Source organism: Streptomyces sp. NPDC050422 (assembly GCF_044458665.1).
GTDB lineage: Bacteria > Actinomycetota > Actinomycetes > Streptomycetales > Streptomycetaceae > Streptomyces.
In genome coordinates this window covers 16,799-33,244 of sequence record NZ_JBITIE010000036.1, presented here as the reverse complement: position 1 = coordinate 33,244, position 16,446 = coordinate 16,799, and the positions used below count along the sequence as shown (strand labels likewise).

13 protein-coding genes are annotated in these 16,446 nt (G+C 69.4%); 7 read left to right on the top strand and 6 right to left on the bottom strand.

Annotated features, from left to right (window positions below; all coding sequences use genetic code 11):
• Position 1 precedes the first annotated feature (1 nt).
• Positions 2 to 754 (bottom strand): zeta toxin family protein, encoded by a 753-nt coding sequence (locus ACIBJG_RS36710; protein ID WP_399314413.1) that lies wholly within the window; start codon positions 752 to 754, stop codon positions 2 to 4.
• Positions 755 to 948: 194 nt separating this feature from the next.
• Here ACIBJG_RS36710 and tap point away from each other — a divergent pair, with 194 nt between their 5' ends.
• Positions 949 to 3,201, top strand: a complete 2,253-nt coding sequence (gene tap, locus ACIBJG_RS36705; RefSeq protein ID WP_399314411.1) for a telomere-associated protein Tap — start codon at positions 949 to 951, stop codon at positions 3,199 to 3,201.
• A gap of 12 nt (positions 3,202 to 3,213) precedes the next feature.
• Positions 3,214 to 3,771: a telomere-protecting terminal protein Tpg gene (gene tpg, locus ACIBJG_RS36700; RefSeq protein ID WP_399314409.1), complete on the top strand. Its 558-nt coding sequence runs from the start codon at positions 3,214 to 3,216 to the stop codon at positions 3,769 to 3,771.
• A gap of 274 nt (positions 3,772 to 4,045) precedes the next feature.
• Here tpg (ACIBJG_RS36700) and ACIBJG_RS36695 read toward each other — a convergent pair whose 3' ends face one another.
• Both ACIBJG_RS36695 and ACIBJG_RS36690 read right to left on the bottom strand, forming a co-directional pair.
• Complete coding sequence (locus tag ACIBJG_RS36695; protein WP_399314407.1) at positions 4,046 to 5,725, bottom strand: CocE/NonD family hydrolase; 1,680 nt, start codon at positions 5,723 to 5,725, stop codon at positions 4,046 to 4,048.
• A 492-nt stretch (positions 5,726 to 6,217) separates the two neighbouring features.
• Complete coding sequence (locus tag ACIBJG_RS36690; RefSeq protein WP_399314405.1) at positions 6,218 to 6,595, bottom strand: hypothetical protein; 378 nt, start codon at positions 6,593 to 6,595, stop codon at positions 6,218 to 6,220.
• Positions 6,596 to 7,311: 716 nt separating this feature from the next.
• Between ACIBJG_RS36690 and ACIBJG_RS36685 the strand changes: the two genes are divergently transcribed.
• The 3 genes from ACIBJG_RS36685 to ACIBJG_RS36675 all read left to right on the top strand — a co-directional run bounded on the left by ACIBJG_RS36685 (position 7,312) and on the right by ACIBJG_RS36675 (position 10,737).
• Complete coding sequence (locus tag ACIBJG_RS36685; protein ID WP_399314403.1) at positions 7,312 to 8,727, top strand: Mu transposase C-terminal domain-containing protein; 1,416 nt, start codon at positions 7,312 to 7,314, stop codon at positions 8,725 to 8,727.
• Between the two features lie 140 nt (positions 8,728 to 8,867).
• Positions 8,868 to 9,611, top strand: a complete 744-nt coding sequence (locus ACIBJG_RS36680) for an AAA family ATPase (protein ID WP_399314402.1) — start codon at positions 8,868 to 8,870, stop codon at positions 9,609 to 9,611.
• 13 nt (positions 9,612 to 9,624) lie between these two features.
• Positions 9,625 to 10,737, top strand: coding sequence for a hypothetical protein (locus ACIBJG_RS36675; RefSeq protein ID WP_399314399.1), 1,113 nt, complete (start codon positions 9,625 to 9,627; stop codon positions 10,735 to 10,737).
• Positions 10,738 to 10,767: 30 nt separating this feature from the next.
• On the opposite strand, the gene tpg (ACIBJG_RS36670) is transcribed toward ACIBJG_RS36675, so the two are convergent.
• A complete protein-coding gene (tpg, locus tag ACIBJG_RS36670) occupies positions 10,768 to 11,325 on the bottom strand; it encodes a telomere-protecting terminal protein Tpg (RefSeq protein ID WP_399314397.1) in 558 nt (185 codons plus the stop codon).
• Positions 11,326 to 11,584: 259 nt separating this feature from the next.
• On the opposite strand from tpg (ACIBJG_RS36670), the gene ACIBJG_RS36665 reads away from it, so the two are divergent.
• Positions 11,585 to 12,130, top strand: a complete 546-nt coding sequence (locus tag ACIBJG_RS36665; protein WP_399314395.1) for a hypothetical protein — start codon at positions 11,585 to 11,587, stop codon at positions 12,128 to 12,130.
• A gap of 831 nt (positions 12,131 to 12,961) precedes the next feature.
• Here ACIBJG_RS36665 and ACIBJG_RS36660 read toward each other — a convergent pair.
• Positions 12,962 to 13,696, bottom strand: a complete 735-nt coding sequence (locus ACIBJG_RS36660) for a hypothetical protein (protein ID WP_399314393.1) — start codon at positions 13,694 to 13,696, stop codon at positions 12,962 to 12,964.
• A gap of 397 nt (positions 13,697 to 14,093) precedes the next feature.
• Between ACIBJG_RS36660 and ACIBJG_RS36655 the strand changes: the two genes are divergently transcribed.
• Complete coding sequence (locus tag ACIBJG_RS36655; protein ID WP_399314392.1) at positions 14,094 to 15,809, top strand: FG-GAP repeat domain-containing protein; 1,716 nt, start codon at positions 14,094 to 14,096, stop codon at positions 15,807 to 15,809.
• Between the two features lie 156 nt (positions 15,810 to 15,965).
• On the opposite strand, the gene ACIBJG_RS36650 is transcribed toward ACIBJG_RS36655, so the two are convergent.
• On the bottom strand, positions 15,966 to 16,445 hold the full coding sequence (locus ACIBJG_RS36650) for a hypothetical protein (RefSeq protein ID WP_399314390.1): 480 nt from the start codon (positions 16,443 to 16,445) through the stop codon (positions 15,966 to 15,968).
• Between the last annotated feature and the right edge of the window lies 1 nt (position 16,446).

The following is a 16,446-nucleotide window of genomic DNA, read 5'->3' as shown; positions in this document are numbered from 1 at the left end:
GTCAGGGGTTGAACGTCGCCGTCTCCCGGGCACTCCAGGGACGGCGCCACTCGTACCCCACGGCTCGGTCAGCTGCGGCCCGTCGCTGCCATGTGCCGGCCACGATCTCGTTGTCGTACAGGACCGTGCCGTCGCGCCGGACCACAGTGATCCGGTCGGCCAGCTGCTCCGCCTCGATGGCCGACAGGGTCTCCGGCAGCCTCGCCGTACAGGTGTCGAGGTTGTCCCACGCTACGTACCGGCCGCCCTCGCCACTGGCTACCCCGGTCAACAGCCGATCCAGGGTGCCCAGCTGACTCCACGCCTCCGCGGTCGCGACCACGATGACCTCGATCCGGTGACCCGACCGCCGGTACGCCTTGGATGAGGTGCGGAACTCCATAGCGTCGGCGAGGGCGGATTCCACGACGGCGTCGAACTGGTTCAGCCGGACGTGTTCCTCCACCGGGGACTGCCAGTGGCTCGTGTCCGGCCGGACGTTCACGCCTGCGGTACGGACATCGGCAGCTAAGGCGGCGAAGTAGTGGGGGTGAGCGGGCTTGTAGAGGTCGCGGCAGATACGTACTGCACCGCCCCGGCGGGCGAGGGCAGCCTGGACCAGGTCCGCGACCTCCGTTTTCCCGGCCCCTGGTGGGCCGCCGACGATCACCGCGACTGGATGGTTTTGCCGCACGGCGCCCTTTGTAGACGCCGGCAGGATCAGCCGCTGGAGCACGTCAAGGCTCTCTCGTGCTGACAGCTTCTTGGCTGACACGCCGGCTTCCTCCATCGTTCGTCGATCTCCCGGGTGGGCATTGCCGAGCGGTGCTGGCATGTGGGTCGTGAGCTTCCCGGAGGCGGTGCCCCAAGGTCAACAGTGCCAGCGTACGCCACTCGTACGCACTTCGTACGGCAAAAGGATGTGAAGCGTACGCACCATGGGGTAGTGTGCGACTTAGGAGGTAAGTCATGTCCGAGTTGTTCGACGCGGTCGACGCCCTGCTCGCGTCCCGCGCCACGCTCCCGCCACCGGCGGAGCGCAAGCGGCTGCGCTCCGCGCACGGCCTGACGATCGATGAGGTGGCGACCGCACTGCAGGTGCGCCGGGCCACGGTCAGCGGGTGGGAGTCCGGGAAGACCGAGCCCCGCCCGCCGGAGCGCGACGCCTACGCCCGGCTGCTGGACAAGCTCGCGGAGCTCTACCCCGCCGTCGCTGCGGCCGACGCGGCCGTGTTCGTCCAGGACGATGCGGTGCCGGCCACGTTCACCGCCGTGCCCGCCCCGGCGGAAGCGCGGCCGCTGTCCACAGGTCCGGCGTCCGAGGCTGCGGACATGACTGCAGCCGAGAACACCCAGACCAGTTCCGCTCCCGCCGCTGCTCCGGTGGCCGCGCCGCGTCCGGCGCGCACCACCAGGCCGACGTCGTCGACCTCGCGTCGTCCGGGCGCGAAGAAGGCGGCCCCGGTCGGAACCCCGGAGGGCGGCACCGACCCGCGGTTCGAGAACGGGCCGTTGGCGGTCGTCGATTTCGAGGACGGGAAGGTGCTGGCGTACTGCGTCGGCGGCCTGGTCCTGGACGTGCCCGCCAAGTCCCTGCCGTCCCTGGTCGACTGGACCCTGAAGGAGGCGAAGCTCGGTCAGCCGAAGCTGTCGGGCCCGGGACGGCCCGCCGATCCGCTGCTCGTGCTCACCGAGGCCGCGTGCGAGCGCTACGGCCTGCCCGTCTCGTTCACGGCGGAGGAGAAGGGCGCCGGGCGGATCCCGGAGAGCCACAAGGTCATCAAGCAGCTGGTGCGTGCCGACTGGAAGCTGACTAAGCGTGGGTTCGGGCCGTGGGCGCGGATCTACCGTCCGGCCAAGGGGGCGGACCGCCAGTGCGTGCAGCTGTGCATCCCGTCGTGGAACGCGCTGGACGCCCGGTTCTGGGGCGGCGCCGCGCAGCTTCCGCCGGCGGAGCTCGCCCGCGTCCTGGGCGTGTACGCGTCGCGGGTGATGACGCCGCGCGGCTCAACTGCCGTCACCGGCCTGGAGCTGATGACCGCGCTGCACCCGCCGACCCACGCCGTGCGGGACGAGGAGACCGGCGTCCTGCGGCAGGCCGAGACCAAGACGCCCGGGTCGCTGGGCAAGGACCCGGTGGACTGCGCGCCGTGCGAGGCACCGGACGGGCACCCGCTCCTGGCGGACCTGCCGCGTTTCACCGTCCGGGGACCGGACCAGAAGCTGTTCGAGGAGGCGTACGACTGGGCGCGGCCGATGACCGATGACGAGTGCACCTTGCGCTACCTGGTCGGCCTGGACGTGAACATGGCCTTCGCCGCCGGCGCGAACGGGCTGAACGTCGGCCTCGGTGAGCCGACGCACGTCAAGAACCCGGTGTTCGACCCGAAGCTGCCCGGCTCGTGGCTGGTCGACCTGTCCCACGTCGACCTGTCGAAGGTGAAGGTCGGCAAGGAGCAGGTGAGGCTGGACGGCAGCCTGCTGCCCTCCCCGTTCACTCCGAAGGGCGACCGCCCGACGGGCCCGGCCTGGTATGCGACGCCCACCGTCGCTTACGCCCAGGAGCTCGGCTACGACGTGACGCCGATCGAGGCGTGGGTGCGGTACGAGAACGGCCGCTACCTGGACGGCTGGTACGGCCGGCTGCGCGACGCCTACCTCGCCACGATGGCCGACCTCGGCGTCGATGCCGACCTGGCGCCGCAGGACTTCCTCACTGCGATGGACGGCTACAAGGAGCGCGACCCGGAGCTGACGATTGTCGTCTCGGCGATCAAGGCGACGGTGAAGGGCGGCCTGGGCAAGCTGCGCGAACGCCCGCGTGGCGAGGGCTGGCGGCCGGGCGAGCGGTGGCGCGCCCTGGAGCGCCCGACCTGGCGGCCGGACATCCGGGCGGCGGTCATCTCCCGCACCCGGATCAACCTGCACCGCAAGATCGTCAAGCACGCGGCGTTCACCGGGCAGTACCCGATCGCGATCCTGTCCGACTGCGTCGTCTACGCGTCCAGTGGGCCCTCGCCGCTGGACTTCCTGCCCTACCGGGAGGGCAAGCCGCTGCCCGGCGGCTTCAAGCTCGGGGTCAACCCCGGCCTGGTCAAGCACGAGGGCACCCAGTCCGTTCTGTGGGGCGAGGAAGTCCGCGAGCGGTTCAACGCCCCGGAGCTCAACCTCGCCCGGTCCATCAAGGACGGCACCGTCACCGACGTCGACAGCGGAGAGTAGGAGAAGGCCACGATGAGCCTGATCGGGGACGGCCTGGACGCCGCGGTGCAGAAGGCGTTCACCCGCCCGGCACCGAAGAATGCGGGCCCGCAGATGCGCTACCTGGTCAAGCAGCTGGGCGGCACCAAGGCGGTCGCCCAACTGCTGCGAGTCTCCCAACGCACTGTCGAGCGGTACGTGAAGGACCAGATCAAGAAGCCGCGCCCCGGCCTCGCCGCGCGCATAGAGCGCGAAGTGAAGAACCGGTGGCAGCCGCAGATCCGGGCCAAGGCAAAGGCGAAGGCCGCGTCCACGGGCGGCATCGTCATCGATACTCGGGCTCGCTTGGGCTACACCGCACCGATCGGATCGACGGACCAGGACCGCATCCGGCACCTGACCATCGCCCTGCCCCCGATCTACGCCGCCCGCCTCTTCGATGCCCAGGAGCAGGGTGCCAGCGACGCCCGTCTCCAGGAGATCGCGGCCGAAGCACTCAAGGAGGTCTACTTCCAGGATGGCGGCCGCCGCGCCGGCTCCCTGGACGAGGTCCGGTTCACCGACATCGAGCACCTCGAGTTCGACCTGTAGCCCCGCCATACCCCGAACAACCCGCGAGCCCCGTGTGACTGAGCGCTTCAGTTGGCGAGTGAGTGGTTGAGTTGGCGGCACCGAGTGCTGGCTGTCGAGGATGCGGTGGATCACGGTGAGGTTCTGGGCGGGCTGATCGTCACCGATACACCGCCTGACCCGGTGTGCGAGGTGGTGGGGCTGGTGTTGTGGCCAGGACGTGCGACAGGTCCGGCCCGCATGTATCGCGGACCGGACCTGGTGGGTGTGAGTGCCTGGCGGTGGGGTGCGGGTGTTACGGCATGGTGGCGAGCGGGATGTCGATGTAGGACTCGTTGTCCTTGGGTGAGGTGATCTCGAGGGCGGCGGGGATGGTGTTGTCGTCCGCGAAGAACGGGTCGTAGCTGTCGATGATCAGCTGCAGCTGGTGTCCCTTGGCGAGGACGTAGTGGGCGGGCTGCAGGCGGAAGGTCACCGTGGCGGCCTGCAGGTCGGTCAGGGTGTAGGGAGCGTGGGTGATGATTGCGGCCCGGCCGGTGGACGGGTCGCAGTCCAGCAGGTAGGTGGTGAAGGTTGCGTTTTTCGTCTGCGTCCTCACGGTGAGCCGGGCCTCCAGGTCGCCCTGGACGCGCATCGGCTGCTCCAGCGGTGGCGTGGTCCAGACGGCGGCGACGTCGCGCTTGATCTCGGCGGTCTTGTAGACGTGCGGGAGTCCCACGCGCTCGGACAGGCCGGTCTTGATGAGATTGGGCGCGACGACGATGCCGGTGTCCGGGCCGGCGGCCTGCACGGAGTGGGTCCAGCCCGGCTGCGGCTGGCCCTGGGCCATCGGCGCGTCCTGCTGCCCGGCGGGCACGGCGCCGAGGTGGAAGCGCTGCCTGGGGAGGGCGTAGCTTGCCCAGTCGTCGTGGGGGAGGTCGGACAGCAGGTTGTGCATGTACTCCGAGCGGATGCCGAACTGCGGCGCGGTGCCGTCGCCGGCGCTGCCGCCGAGGTGGTGGTCCATCCAGCGGTAGGTCATCTCGGTGGGCTTGGAGATGCCGCCGAACAGGCCGGGCAGCTCGCCGTTGCCGTGGTCGCCGATCTGCACCAGGAGAGACTTGGGGCCGGTCAGATTGGTGAAGAGGTCGACGACGGCGGGCACGGAGAAGATCGTCTCGTGCCAGTAGGTAGTCATCAGGATCGGCAGCTGGCGGTCGTTGTAGGCGTTCAGCTGCTGCATCGGCGAGCGGAGGCTTGCAAACTCCACGACCTTGTCGTCAACGACACCGTCGCGGATCTTCTGGATGATCTCTTTGAACTCCGCCGAGCAGCGCTCCTCGTGGAACAGGGCCACGAGCGCCTCGAACGCCTTGATGTGCCGGGTGCCGTTTTCGAAGAGCGAGGCGAGCAGGTCGCCCCAGGCGCTGGCGCCGGCCACGGCCTTGACCCGCGGGTCCCGCGCCGCCAGCAGCAGGCTGCACCCGGCGCCGTAGGAGGCGCCGAAGCACCCGATCCGCTCCGCGTCGACGCCTTCCACGCCGCTGAGGAAGTCGAGGATCTCAATGCCGTCGGCGACGTCCTGGGGGCCGGCGACCTGGATCTCACCTTCGGACTTGGCCAGACCCCGCTGGCTGTAGGTCAGGACGACATAGCCGCCCTGTGTCCAGCGTGGGATCGTGCCGAGGTAGGCCAGGTGACCGAGGTCGTTCAACGGGGCGGGCATGACGATGGCGGGGCATGCCTGCCCAGGCACGAGGTTGCGCGGCACGCTCAGCCCGGCGTCGATCCGAGTCCCGTCCGCCATGGTGATCTGGGCCTCGCGGTACTCGGCGAGTTCCGCCTGCACCTCGTAGGTGTCCGCAAGGCCCCACTGGTCGAGCCTACCGATCCTGCGCGGCGACGGATCGAGCAGCGCCTCGCGGATCGCCTCCAGCTTGGCAACGTCGTCAGGGCTCGCAGCGAACGGGTTCTCCGGAGATCCGTTGACCGGCATGGATGTGGCCGCCTTCCGTGGCAGGGATGCTGACGAGATGTCATGGAAATGCTCGCCCTTCCGTGATCACCTCTGGGGCCCACCTCGCGCCGATCACTCAAACGAGTAGATGGTGGATTGCAAACCTCCCAGCGCGGACGAGGCGGACCCGCCCCGCATGACTCTGCCGGTCCCTCAGCCGGCCGACGCTCAGCGCGCCAACTAAAACGCTCAGTCACACCCCGGACGATGCGGTCCGGGGCTCGCGGGTTGTTCGGGGTATGGCTCAAAAGTCGTCGAACGACGGCTCGTCGGGCACATCAAACTGGGCATACAAGCGCGCCCGCATCGTCACGTCCCGCAGGCTGACCAGGGCGGCCTCCGGTATAGCCAGGATCGAATGATCAATTCCAAAGGGATGCCTGCGGAGGGGGTGGGGTGGGCGGCGGCCAAGCCACCGCGACGGTCAGGCCGCGGGCTGCCGGCCCTGCTTGTCGAGGTGGCAGCGGGCAGTCAGGCATCAGGGGCGACTTCGGGGTGCGTGAACTGTACGGGTTTGCCCAGCGATCGGGCGTAGGCGATTTCGGCTCGGGTGCTGTCTCCGATGTAGTCGCCGACTACGAGCACCTCATCAGCGAGCCGGATCTTCGCTCGGTGCAGATCGTCGAGTCGAATCTTCAGCGCTTCGGCCTCGACAGGATCGGACCAGAGTTCGCGCGGCGACTTCATATCACAGCCCGGTTTGACGACAATCTTTCCGGCTGTGGTCTCCCGCAGATCGGCCTCGTTCATCTCGGTCATGAAGCGGGTGGAGCCGCAGATCACGACGATACGCGGGAGGCACAACAGCTTCTTCGCGTCGGCGAGCTTCTCCTCGGAGGATGTCGTCATGCCGTCCACCGTACGGACGAACACTGACACCCGCCGTAGCCACCTGCGCGGAGGCCGGCCACTGTCCACAGGTCCGCTGGCCTCATAGGTGGCATGAGTGATCACGAGCAGCAGCAGCCGGCCCCGCGCCGCGGCAGGGTCCTGGAGGCCCTCGCACGGGCGGAACGGAAGGTCTTCACCCGCCCCGCGCCGAAATCCGCCAATGCACAGGTGAAATTCCTTCTCACGCGGGCGAAGGGGTCGACCAAGGCCCTGGCGGAGCGCCTGGGCGTCTCACGTCGCACGGTGGAGCGCTACCGGGCAGGGAAACTGATGCGACGTAGGAGGATCTGCATCCGATCGTCGCGTGCGATCTCTCGGTTTTGTGGTAGTGGGGTGAGAGACAGCGTGGCTTGGGGGTGTTGGTGCTGGTCGTGGGTTGTTTCGGGGCTACGGGGTCACTGTTCTGGAGGTGAGAGATCCACGGGGCATCGCTGTGGTGGAGCGTTATCGCGTGAGGGGTGATGCTGTCTCATTTTCGTGAGTTCTGATCCGCTGGCCGATGGGCATTGGTGTGCTCAGAGGTGTGGATCAGACAGAACAGGACCCGGCCCCGGAACGAGTGGGTGGTGGTTCGGGTGGGGTTTTCCCGGCTGTGTCAGTTCGGGCGTTGCGGGGATTGGCGGTGCGCCGTCTGCTGGCCCTGCGGCGGGAGGGGAAGCCCCCCCACTGGGCTGGTGAGGTCGGCGGCGGACGTGCTGGGGGTGCGGGAGCGTGCGGTGTGGCGGTGGCTGGCGGCCGCGGAGCGGGACGAGGCTGAGGCTCGGGCACCTGGGGAGCGGGCCGCGTATCCCGGGCGGTTCACGGTTACTGATGAGGTCCGGGCTCTGCTGGCCTTATGGAAGGGCAACGTCGCGGCGGTTCATCGTGAGCTGGCCGCTCGCGCGGCCAGGGGCGAGGGGGAGCCGCTTCCGTCGATTCCGACGCTGCACCGGGCGGTCCGCCGTGATCTGACGCCGGGGGAGCGGGCCGGGCTCGCGGGAGGGGAGCGGGCGGCGCGGAAACACGATGTGTTCCTGGCCCGGCCACGGGGCTGGCGCAACCACGTGTGGGAGACCGACCACATGCAGGCCCCAGTCCTGGTCGACGTCGACGGCAGGGCCCGCAGGCCGTGGATCACCTGGTTCACCGACTGCGCCACCAACGCGATCACCGGCGTCGCCGTCACCCCGGTACATCCCTCCCGGGAGTCGGTGCTGGCCGCGCTGCGCTCCGCGGTCCTGCGCGAAGACCCCTACGGACCCTTCGGCGGCCTGCCCGAGAAGGTACGCGTCGACCGAGGCAAGGATTTCCTGTCCCGGACGGTGACTGCAGCGTTCGATCTCCTCGACGTCACTGTGGAGGACCTGCCCGCCTACACCCCGCACCTCAAGGGCACGGTGGAGGGCCTGAATCGGGCGGTGGAGAGCATGTTCCTGGCCGCGCTGCCCGGCTACGCCCGCCAGCCCCGCCCCGGTAAGCGTGCTTCCCGTCCGAAGGACGAAGTGCTGCTGGGCTTCGAGGACTTCACCGCCCGCCTGCTGGACTGGACACGGTGGTGGAACACCGAACACCAACCCGCGCCGTTGCGGGGCAGGACCCCGCTTGAGGCGTGGCAGGACGATCCCACCCCGCTACGGGACGTGGCCGCGGCGGATCTGTGGACGTTCACCCTGGAAGACGCCGGCACCCGCACACTGACGACCCGCGGTATCCGCTTCAGGAAACGTGACTATGTGGGGCCGTGGATGACCGGTCAGTCCGGGATCCAGGTCCGGATCCGCTTCATGCCCCATCACGACCACCGGATCGAGGTCTACCACGCGGCCACCGGCCACTACCTCGGTCCCGCGGACCTGGCCGACCAGGCCACCGAGGAACAGGTCAGCGCCGTACGGCGGGCACGGGCCGCCCGCGCCCGCCGTCTGAAGAAGGACCTGGAAGCCTCTCAGCGTGAGCGCTACGCCGCCGCTACCCAGGCCGAGCCCCCTCGGCGGCTCGGCGCCCTGACCGGTGCACAGGCCGGGGCCGAACTCGCCCAGGCCACCGACACCGACCTGTCGGACCTGGCGCTGCCGGACCTCATCCCGCCGGCCGCGCCTCCGGCCGGGTAGCGCACTCCTGCTTCCCTGGCCGCGCTGACCACACCAGGCCCGCCCGTCCGGCACCCCTACGGCCGTGACGGCGCTTCCGCCCCGGACAGCCGCGACAGGCGGGCCGGACCTCCCACCACCCATGAAGACGGAGACGCCTCGTGACAGCGGCCACCTACCAGTACGTCGACCTGCCCGACGCCTCCGTGGTCACCACCCGCGCGCTGCTCGCGGCACGGGAGAACATCACCGACACTGTCGCCGCCCGCGCCATGATGTGCATCCACGGCGGCGCCGGCTTCGGCAAGACCCTCGCCGTCAACACCTGCCTGCGTGAACTCGAACCCGGCGAGGACGTCCGCCGGGTCACCTTCCGTGCCCGTCCCACCGCCCGCGCGGTGCGCTACGAGCTGTTCACCGCACTCGACCTGGCCGGCGAGCCACCGCGCCACCCCAGCGAATTCGACCGCCTGCTGAAAACAGCACTGGCCGAACGCCCCCGCACTTTCCTCGTGGACGAGGCCCAGTGGCTCAACGGGGAGGCGTTCGAATACTTCCGCTACCTGTGGGACGAACCCTCAACCCAGCTCGCGATTATCTTCGTCGGCGGTGAGGGCTGCCACACCGTGCTGCGCCGCGAACCGATGCTCTCCTCCCGCATCTTCATCTGGCAGCACTTCACCCGCCTCACCCCCAGCGAGGTCCTCGACGTCATCCCGCTGTTCCACCCGATCTGGGCCGATGCCGACCCCGACGACATCACGTTCGCCGACCAGCATGCCGCGCACGGCAACTTCCGCGCCTGGGCCCAGCTGACCGCGCACACCCGCACCGCCCTGGCACGCACCGGCCGCCCCCGCGTGGATCAGGAACTGCTGCGCTGGGCCTTCAGCCGCCTTGGCTGACCACCACACCGCCATGCCTCCCGCCACGCGGCCGCCGTCCGTCACCGTGGTCATCGACCGCGATGACAACGTCATCCACACCCACACCGCCCTGGCCGCCCACCATCCGCCGTCCGGCCGGATCACGCTGCACCCCGGACCGGGCACCACCAGCGAGACCGGCCTTGCCCACGACCTTCTCGCTGCCCTGGGCAAACCGCCCCTGCTCACTGGCCGCTTCCCAGGCGGCCGTCAGCCCGCCTGGGAAGCCGCCACGGCCTGGATGACCGCCCTGCCCGTCACCCGGCTGACCGTCCTGCGCGCCCACCGCCTCACCACCCACCGGACAATGCGACTCCTGGAGCTGCGTGCCCTCACGGGTATCCACTTGACCCTGGTCTGCCACCGTCCCCGCCTTCCCGCCGCCCTGTACCGGGCCCTCCAGACGGCCGACTACTCCGTCACCACCGACCTCGACGCAGCCCGCCGCCACTACTACGGCATGCCTATCGCCGAACCCCCGCTCGCAGATGAGTCCGCCGGGACGGCCGGCCGGTGGCTCACCCTGCCGGCACTGGAACGCCTCATCTCCTACGACAGCCCCCGCCCCTGCATCGATCCGTGCTCCCCGCCCCCGATCATCTGGCGGCACCGCCCACCGCCCGTGCCTCTCACCGCGCACACCACCCAGAAAGTCGCCCACCGACTGCACGCGGCGACCGCACATCCTCGCCTGGCCGCGGCCGTTGCCGCCGCGCTGTTCACCGGCGCCTCCCTCCAGCAACTCTCCACCGCACGCCCCCGCGACTACGACACCGCCGCGGCCACGCTCGCCCTCCATGACCGCGCCCGCTACACCGACGGCTGCGCCGCCCACCCCGTACCACCCTGGGCAGGCACCTTCCTTCGGGCCGCAGTCTGCTTCACCCGGCTCGCATCCGGCGAAGACCAAGAACTGCTCGCCGCGCCAGGGGACCGTGCGCACTTGCTGCGCGTGGCGGAGACGGCCAGGGTGCGTCCACCCCAGCCACCCGCAGCCCGCCGCAAAGGCCCGGTCAGCCATGTGGAGTGGGACTGGCGAGAGCGGCAGGAAGCCGAAAGGTACGAAGCGGTACCGGCCAGGCGCGCAAGGCCATCGCGACGCTGACCCCTGACGCGGGCGCTCGATGAGGCAGGCTCAACCGATCGAGAATTCGGCGAACTCGACGTCGCTGAAAGCAATGTGCAGCCCGTGGGCCCGGCGGCCCCACTCGCGAAAGTAGGAGTGCCCCAGCGCCCGGGCCAGGATCACCGTCTGCTGCTGCTCACCCGCGCCGGCATCCCGCGCAGCGAACAGCTCCCGAGCCACCTCTCCCGGCAGGTCCTGGGTGATCCACCGCACCCGCGGATCGTCCGAAGATCCCGCAAGAGCCACGAATCCGAATCGCGCACGGGTATGGAAGACGAACCCCTCCGCCTCTGCCTGGGCACGCCGACGAGCCCGTACTCGGGGCTGCCACCGAGCCAGGACCGCTTCCTCGATCGCCCGGACATGCGACGGACCCGGGGGACGACGCGCTCCTGGCTTCTTCGTCACCCACCGCTGCACGGTGCGCTGCGACACCCCCAGCACGGCGGCTACCCTCCGAGTGGAACCACGGTGCACTGCCAACAAAAACCGCAGGCGGGCCTCGCTACTTGAAGGAACGGGCCGGGTGCGCAACGCGCGCTCCAAACCCTGCTCGATCTGTCCCACGTCCGCCTCTCGAAGCGGCCAGCCGGCAAGGCCGGCACCTGCAGTCCGTCGTGTCAGTTCTCCCAGGTCGGCTGCCCCTGCCTGCCAGTTTCTGCATTCCTGGGACAGCGCTGGCTGACGCAAGCTACGAGCCCTCGGGCGAGCACGGCGACAAGCTGGCGGCTCAGGTCACGACGGACGTCGCCAGCATTCCGGTGTTGTCCTTCTGGTGCCGAGCCCAAGAGGGCGAGGCGGGAGTTCCACCGGATGGAGAACTGGAGTGATCCTTCGTCTGCGCCTCGTCCGCTACGTCGTTCGGCAGGATGTGCGGATGGCGAAGAGCGAGATAGAGCTGCTGGCCCTGCTGCGCGAACTTGATGACCCGGAGCGGCTGGAACGGCCGCTGCACTACGACCGCGCCGCGACCGGCCGCAAGTTTGGCGGGCTGGTGCGTCGGCTCGAAGTGGACTTCGGTGCCTCGTGCGAGTCCGAGCGGGACACCCAGGACTCCAGCGAGTACGGGCGCGTGCACGTGCCCACGGACGCGACGGTCTGCGGGACGCGGATCGTGGTGTGCGTGAGCAAGTTCGGCTCCCTCGCAGAGGTCTGCGCCGACAATCCGGGGGCCTTCCTCGGCACAGGCGAGGCCCACGAGGAGGGGGCCCTCGACCTCGGCGACCTCGCCACCGTGGAGCGGGCGCTGGCCGATCTCGGCTACGTGAGTGTCCCCGAGGAACTGTTGGAGAGCGATTACAAGGGCCCCAGCGCGCTGGAGCACTTCGCGGCACGGCCCACCTGGTGGACACGGTTCTTCGGCCTCTGGTGACCCACCCGCCCGGCCTCCACTGTCACACTCCTCGTGGTGCTCCCGAACCGTTTGCTTCTGCGGAGCCACCGACGGTGCGGGCGGGCTCCGGGGCGGCCACGACGGCTGGCGCCGGGCCTGCCCATTCCATGCCCAATGCGGCGAGGGCGGCGATGTCCAGGAGCGGTCTTTCTGATCAGTGGTTGGTGCTCTGGCCTGCGTTGATCAGTTCGGGGTGTGTCGATGGGCGGGGGAGCGCAGTGTGCCAGTAGCTGCAGTGATGGTGGGCGTTGTGCGGGAGCAGGGGTCTGGCCTGCGGCTTTGTCAGTTAGCTGGTTGCGTGATCAGGTCGTGTCATCTGCGTTGCACAAGGTTCAGGTTCAGTGGTCGTTCGTATGCGGCGGCGCTTGGACGAGTCATCGGCTTGAACTGGACAGGTGCTCGAGCTGCTTGAGGCTGCCGGGCTAGTCCGGGACGGCGGTTGTGCGGGTACACAAGGCCGGAGTTGACGATGGTCTGGGGGCGGGTCGCGAGGGGCCGGCGGTCCGGTGCGGGGCGGTGTGACTGTTGGGAGCATGGCCGGGGGCCGTACGAAGGGGTGCGGCTGGCGTCGCGCGCTGCCGTGCCGCGTGTACCGCGGCGTATTTCCCCTCGTCCATCTACATGTCTGGCCACACGCAACAGCGTTTGGAGCGGCGGGGGAAGATGCCAGGGGGCGGCGGAGCTCTGGCCGCTTCACGTCACCTGGGGTCGGGTCAGTCGGAGCGGTGCTCAGCGAGGGCCTCGTGTCCGCTGTCGACGATCACACGTGATTCCAGGGTTCCGGGGCGCGTGTCGTGAGCTCACCTGGTATCACACGCTGTCGGCCCATGAGGGGACGGCGTAGGTGCGAACGTCGCCGAGTGCGAGGCGGAGGGGGCCGAGGAGGCGGTGGGCGAGGCTGGGGGAGAGGTCTTCGATGGCGAGGGCCGCGGCGGCGAAGCAGACGGTTTTCTGTTCGTCCGAGAAGTCCCGTACGCGTTTGCCGTGAGTGTGGGCTGCTCGGGCCAGTGTTGCTTCGGTGTGCTTGATCAGTACGTTCTTCAGCTGTGCCCGGTTGGCGGTCGTGGCGAGGTCCTGCGCCTTGTACCAAGCGGGGTCTTCACGTTCGGTCGGCCATGCCTTGTTGTAGGAGCGGCGCAGGGTGAGGACTTCGTCCCAGGTCAGCGTCTCCAGTCGGGCGAGCAGTGCTGCCGCTGTTCGCCCTTGAGGTCCCAGCGCCCACCAGGCCGGTACCCGGGACCATATTCGTTGGCCCCACGTTCGTCCGGAGCGCTCCTCATCGTCGTTCGGGACGAGACTGATGATCCACAGTCCGAACGGGATTTCGGTCGTGAAGGGCAAGTAGTTGGCACCTGATGCATGTGGTGCTGCACGGTGCCACGGCTGCTTGCGGCGCCGTAGCGGTAAGCCGGGTGCTTCCTCGATGAGGATGCGGCGGCGGTCGCGCAGGGCGGCGGCGTAGTCGACCGGGTCGTCGTTGAAGCCGCGGCCTGAAGGGCGTGTGACCTTCCAGCCCCAGTCGGCCGGCAGACAATTCGGGTCCAATTGCGCGGCTGTCGGGGCACAGGAGTCCGTCGACGTCCTCGGCCGCGAGCGCGGCCAGTGCATCGTGCAGCACGGGGGCTGCCTCGGTTACCGATCGCGGACAATCCTGCAGGCGACCGGCGACAAAGCCGGGTGTTCCGCGACGGACGGCGGATGCCGGGGGCATGTACACCGGCCTGTCCGGCACCCAGATGACCTGTCCGGCAGTCACCTCGCGAAAGACAGTGCCCAGGCCGGGACATCACCGGTATCTTCTGAACACCCAAGATCGACTCACGGTCGTCCGGTGACGCCGAAGCCACCCACACCGCTCCGGCGCACCGGCCATGGGACCCACACGCTCCAGCACCGGATGAGGACCTCCATGCATCGAAGACTGTGGCGGCGAGCAGCCGCCATGAGCGCAGCCACCGGACTGATCACGGCCGCAGCCCTCATCAACTCGGGCCCGGCCATGGCTGAGGACGGCACGCGCATCACCCTCCGGGACGAGGTTTTGCCGCCCGACGCCGTCTCCTTCACCGATGTGACCATCACCGGCGAGGTACCGGACAAAGGGCACCTGGTGCTGGCCTTCGGGACCGGCCCGCTCGACGGCACGGGAGAGCACGCCGGGTGGCCGTCATCCCTCACCATGAGTTTCACCGAATGCCAGGCGATCGCCGACCACAAGGCCGTCTACACGTGTGACATGGGGCGCAACTACCAACGGCCGCCGCAGTTCGTGGTGTCGAAGGAAGCCACCGACACCGCCCTCTACCGGGGATACGCGTACCTCCCCCCGGGCGGAGACCTCGGCGCGGCCATCGACGCCGCCCGCAGCGCCGGCGTCCGGCCCGCCACCGCGACCTCCGGAATGTCGACGGCCGTGGTCAAGTCACGGAAGCACGCCCTGCTCAACACCGTCGACTTCGACGTGCCGAACGTATCCGCGGGACAGGCGGTACGGCAGGGCCTGCGGGTGCACGCCAACGACTCCGGGGTGCTTAACCTCCACTTCGACACCGCACCCGGTCAGGTCGACTGGCGCTCCGAGCACATCCGGTTCGGGAACGTCACCACCGACACCGGCGCCTCCTGTGCCACGAGGTCCCCCGAACTCATGGCCGATCTCAATTTCATCAACCTCTTCTGCCACCTGGAACCCGGCGACCACACCATCAACTACGACCTCACCCCGGCCCCGGGCACCCACGCATGGCGCCTGCAAGCCGAGACGTCGTACGACATCTACACCCGCAGTGGCATGGGCGACCCGAACGTCTACGAGGCCGGGGCCTTTTCGGTCGAAGGCGCCCCGGTGTTCCCCCGGCACGACCTTCTCGCGCGCAACGCCGCCGGGCAGCTGTTCCTGTACTCCGGAAGGGGCACCTCCGCCGCCCCCTTCCTCTCCCGCAAGCCGATCGGCAGCGGCTGGCAGGCGTACGACAAGCTCACCAGCCTCTCACCGCTGACCGAGAACCTGGACTATCCGCGGGGCGCCACCCCGGCCGGCGCCACACGCGGCCACGGCGAGCTCGTCGCGCGCGACCGCTCCGGCCATCTCTGGTATTACGACCGGCAGTTCGATCCGTACGGCGAGCCGTACGCTGCCCGCGTCAAGGTCGGCAGCGGCTGGAACATCTACGACCAGCTCACCGGCGCGGGCGATGTGAACCACGACGGCCGGCCGGACCTCGTGGCCCGTGACGCCTCCGGGACCCTGTGGCTGTACAAGGGCACCGGCAGCACCGGCGCCGCGCGGTTCGCTCCCCGCGTCAGGATCGGCGGCGGCTGGGGGACCTACCGCCAGTTCGCCTCGGGCGCCGATCTCAGCGGCGACGGCCGGCCCGATCTCGTCGCGCGCGACGCCTCGGGAGTGCTCTGGCTGTACAAGGGCACGGGCAAGGCCACCGTCCCGTACGCGAAGCGCGTCAAAATCGGGCCGGGCTGGCAGGTGTACAACCAGCTGTCCCTCACCGGGGATCTGACCGCTGACGGCAAGGCCGACGCCACCGCCCGTGACGCCTCCGGAGTGCTCTGGCTGTACAAGGGCACGGGCAGCCCCACCGCGCCCTTCGCCTCCCGCAGCAGGATCGGCGGCGGCTGGAACGCGTACAACGCCGTCCTCTGACCGGCTCCCACCACCGCCCCCACAACCGAAGGGCTCACCGGCCGCGTGCCGGTGAGCCCTTCGCCCTCGAGACCGCTTCCCGGTCCTCCCCCGTACGGCATCTCCCGGGAGCGCGCCGGGCTGCCTGGTAACTGCTCCGGCCGGCGGTGAAGGGCCTCACCGGCCCGACGTCCCCTCTGCCGAACTCCCTTGGGGCTCGTCCGGGGCCAGGGCCTGCGGGCACGCAGCATCGTCGGCGCTCACCCGGGGAAGGCATTCGTGCCGGTCGGCCATGCGGTCGAGGCGGTCCAGCGTCCACCCCTGCCCGTCGAACCTGGCCTGCGTCGTGATGCCGCCGCACTGCTTGCAGCGGATCTCTTCGGCTACTACGGGAGAGAGGCCGCCGGGGGAGGAGATGACGACCTCGAAGTCGTCACGAGACAATGCGCGTGGGGGAGCGGCCGCGGCGGTTTCAGCGCCGCCGGTGAGGAACTCCATGATCTCCCACGGCAACGCGATGTCGTGTCCCCGCTGGTGCACGCTGCGAACGGCGGCCCCCACCGCGTGGGTGGCGCCTCGGCGTAGCTCGCCGACCTCGGCGGTCAGACGCTCCACCTCGGCCTCCGCCTCGAGCAGCCGGCGCAGCACGGGCCCCATG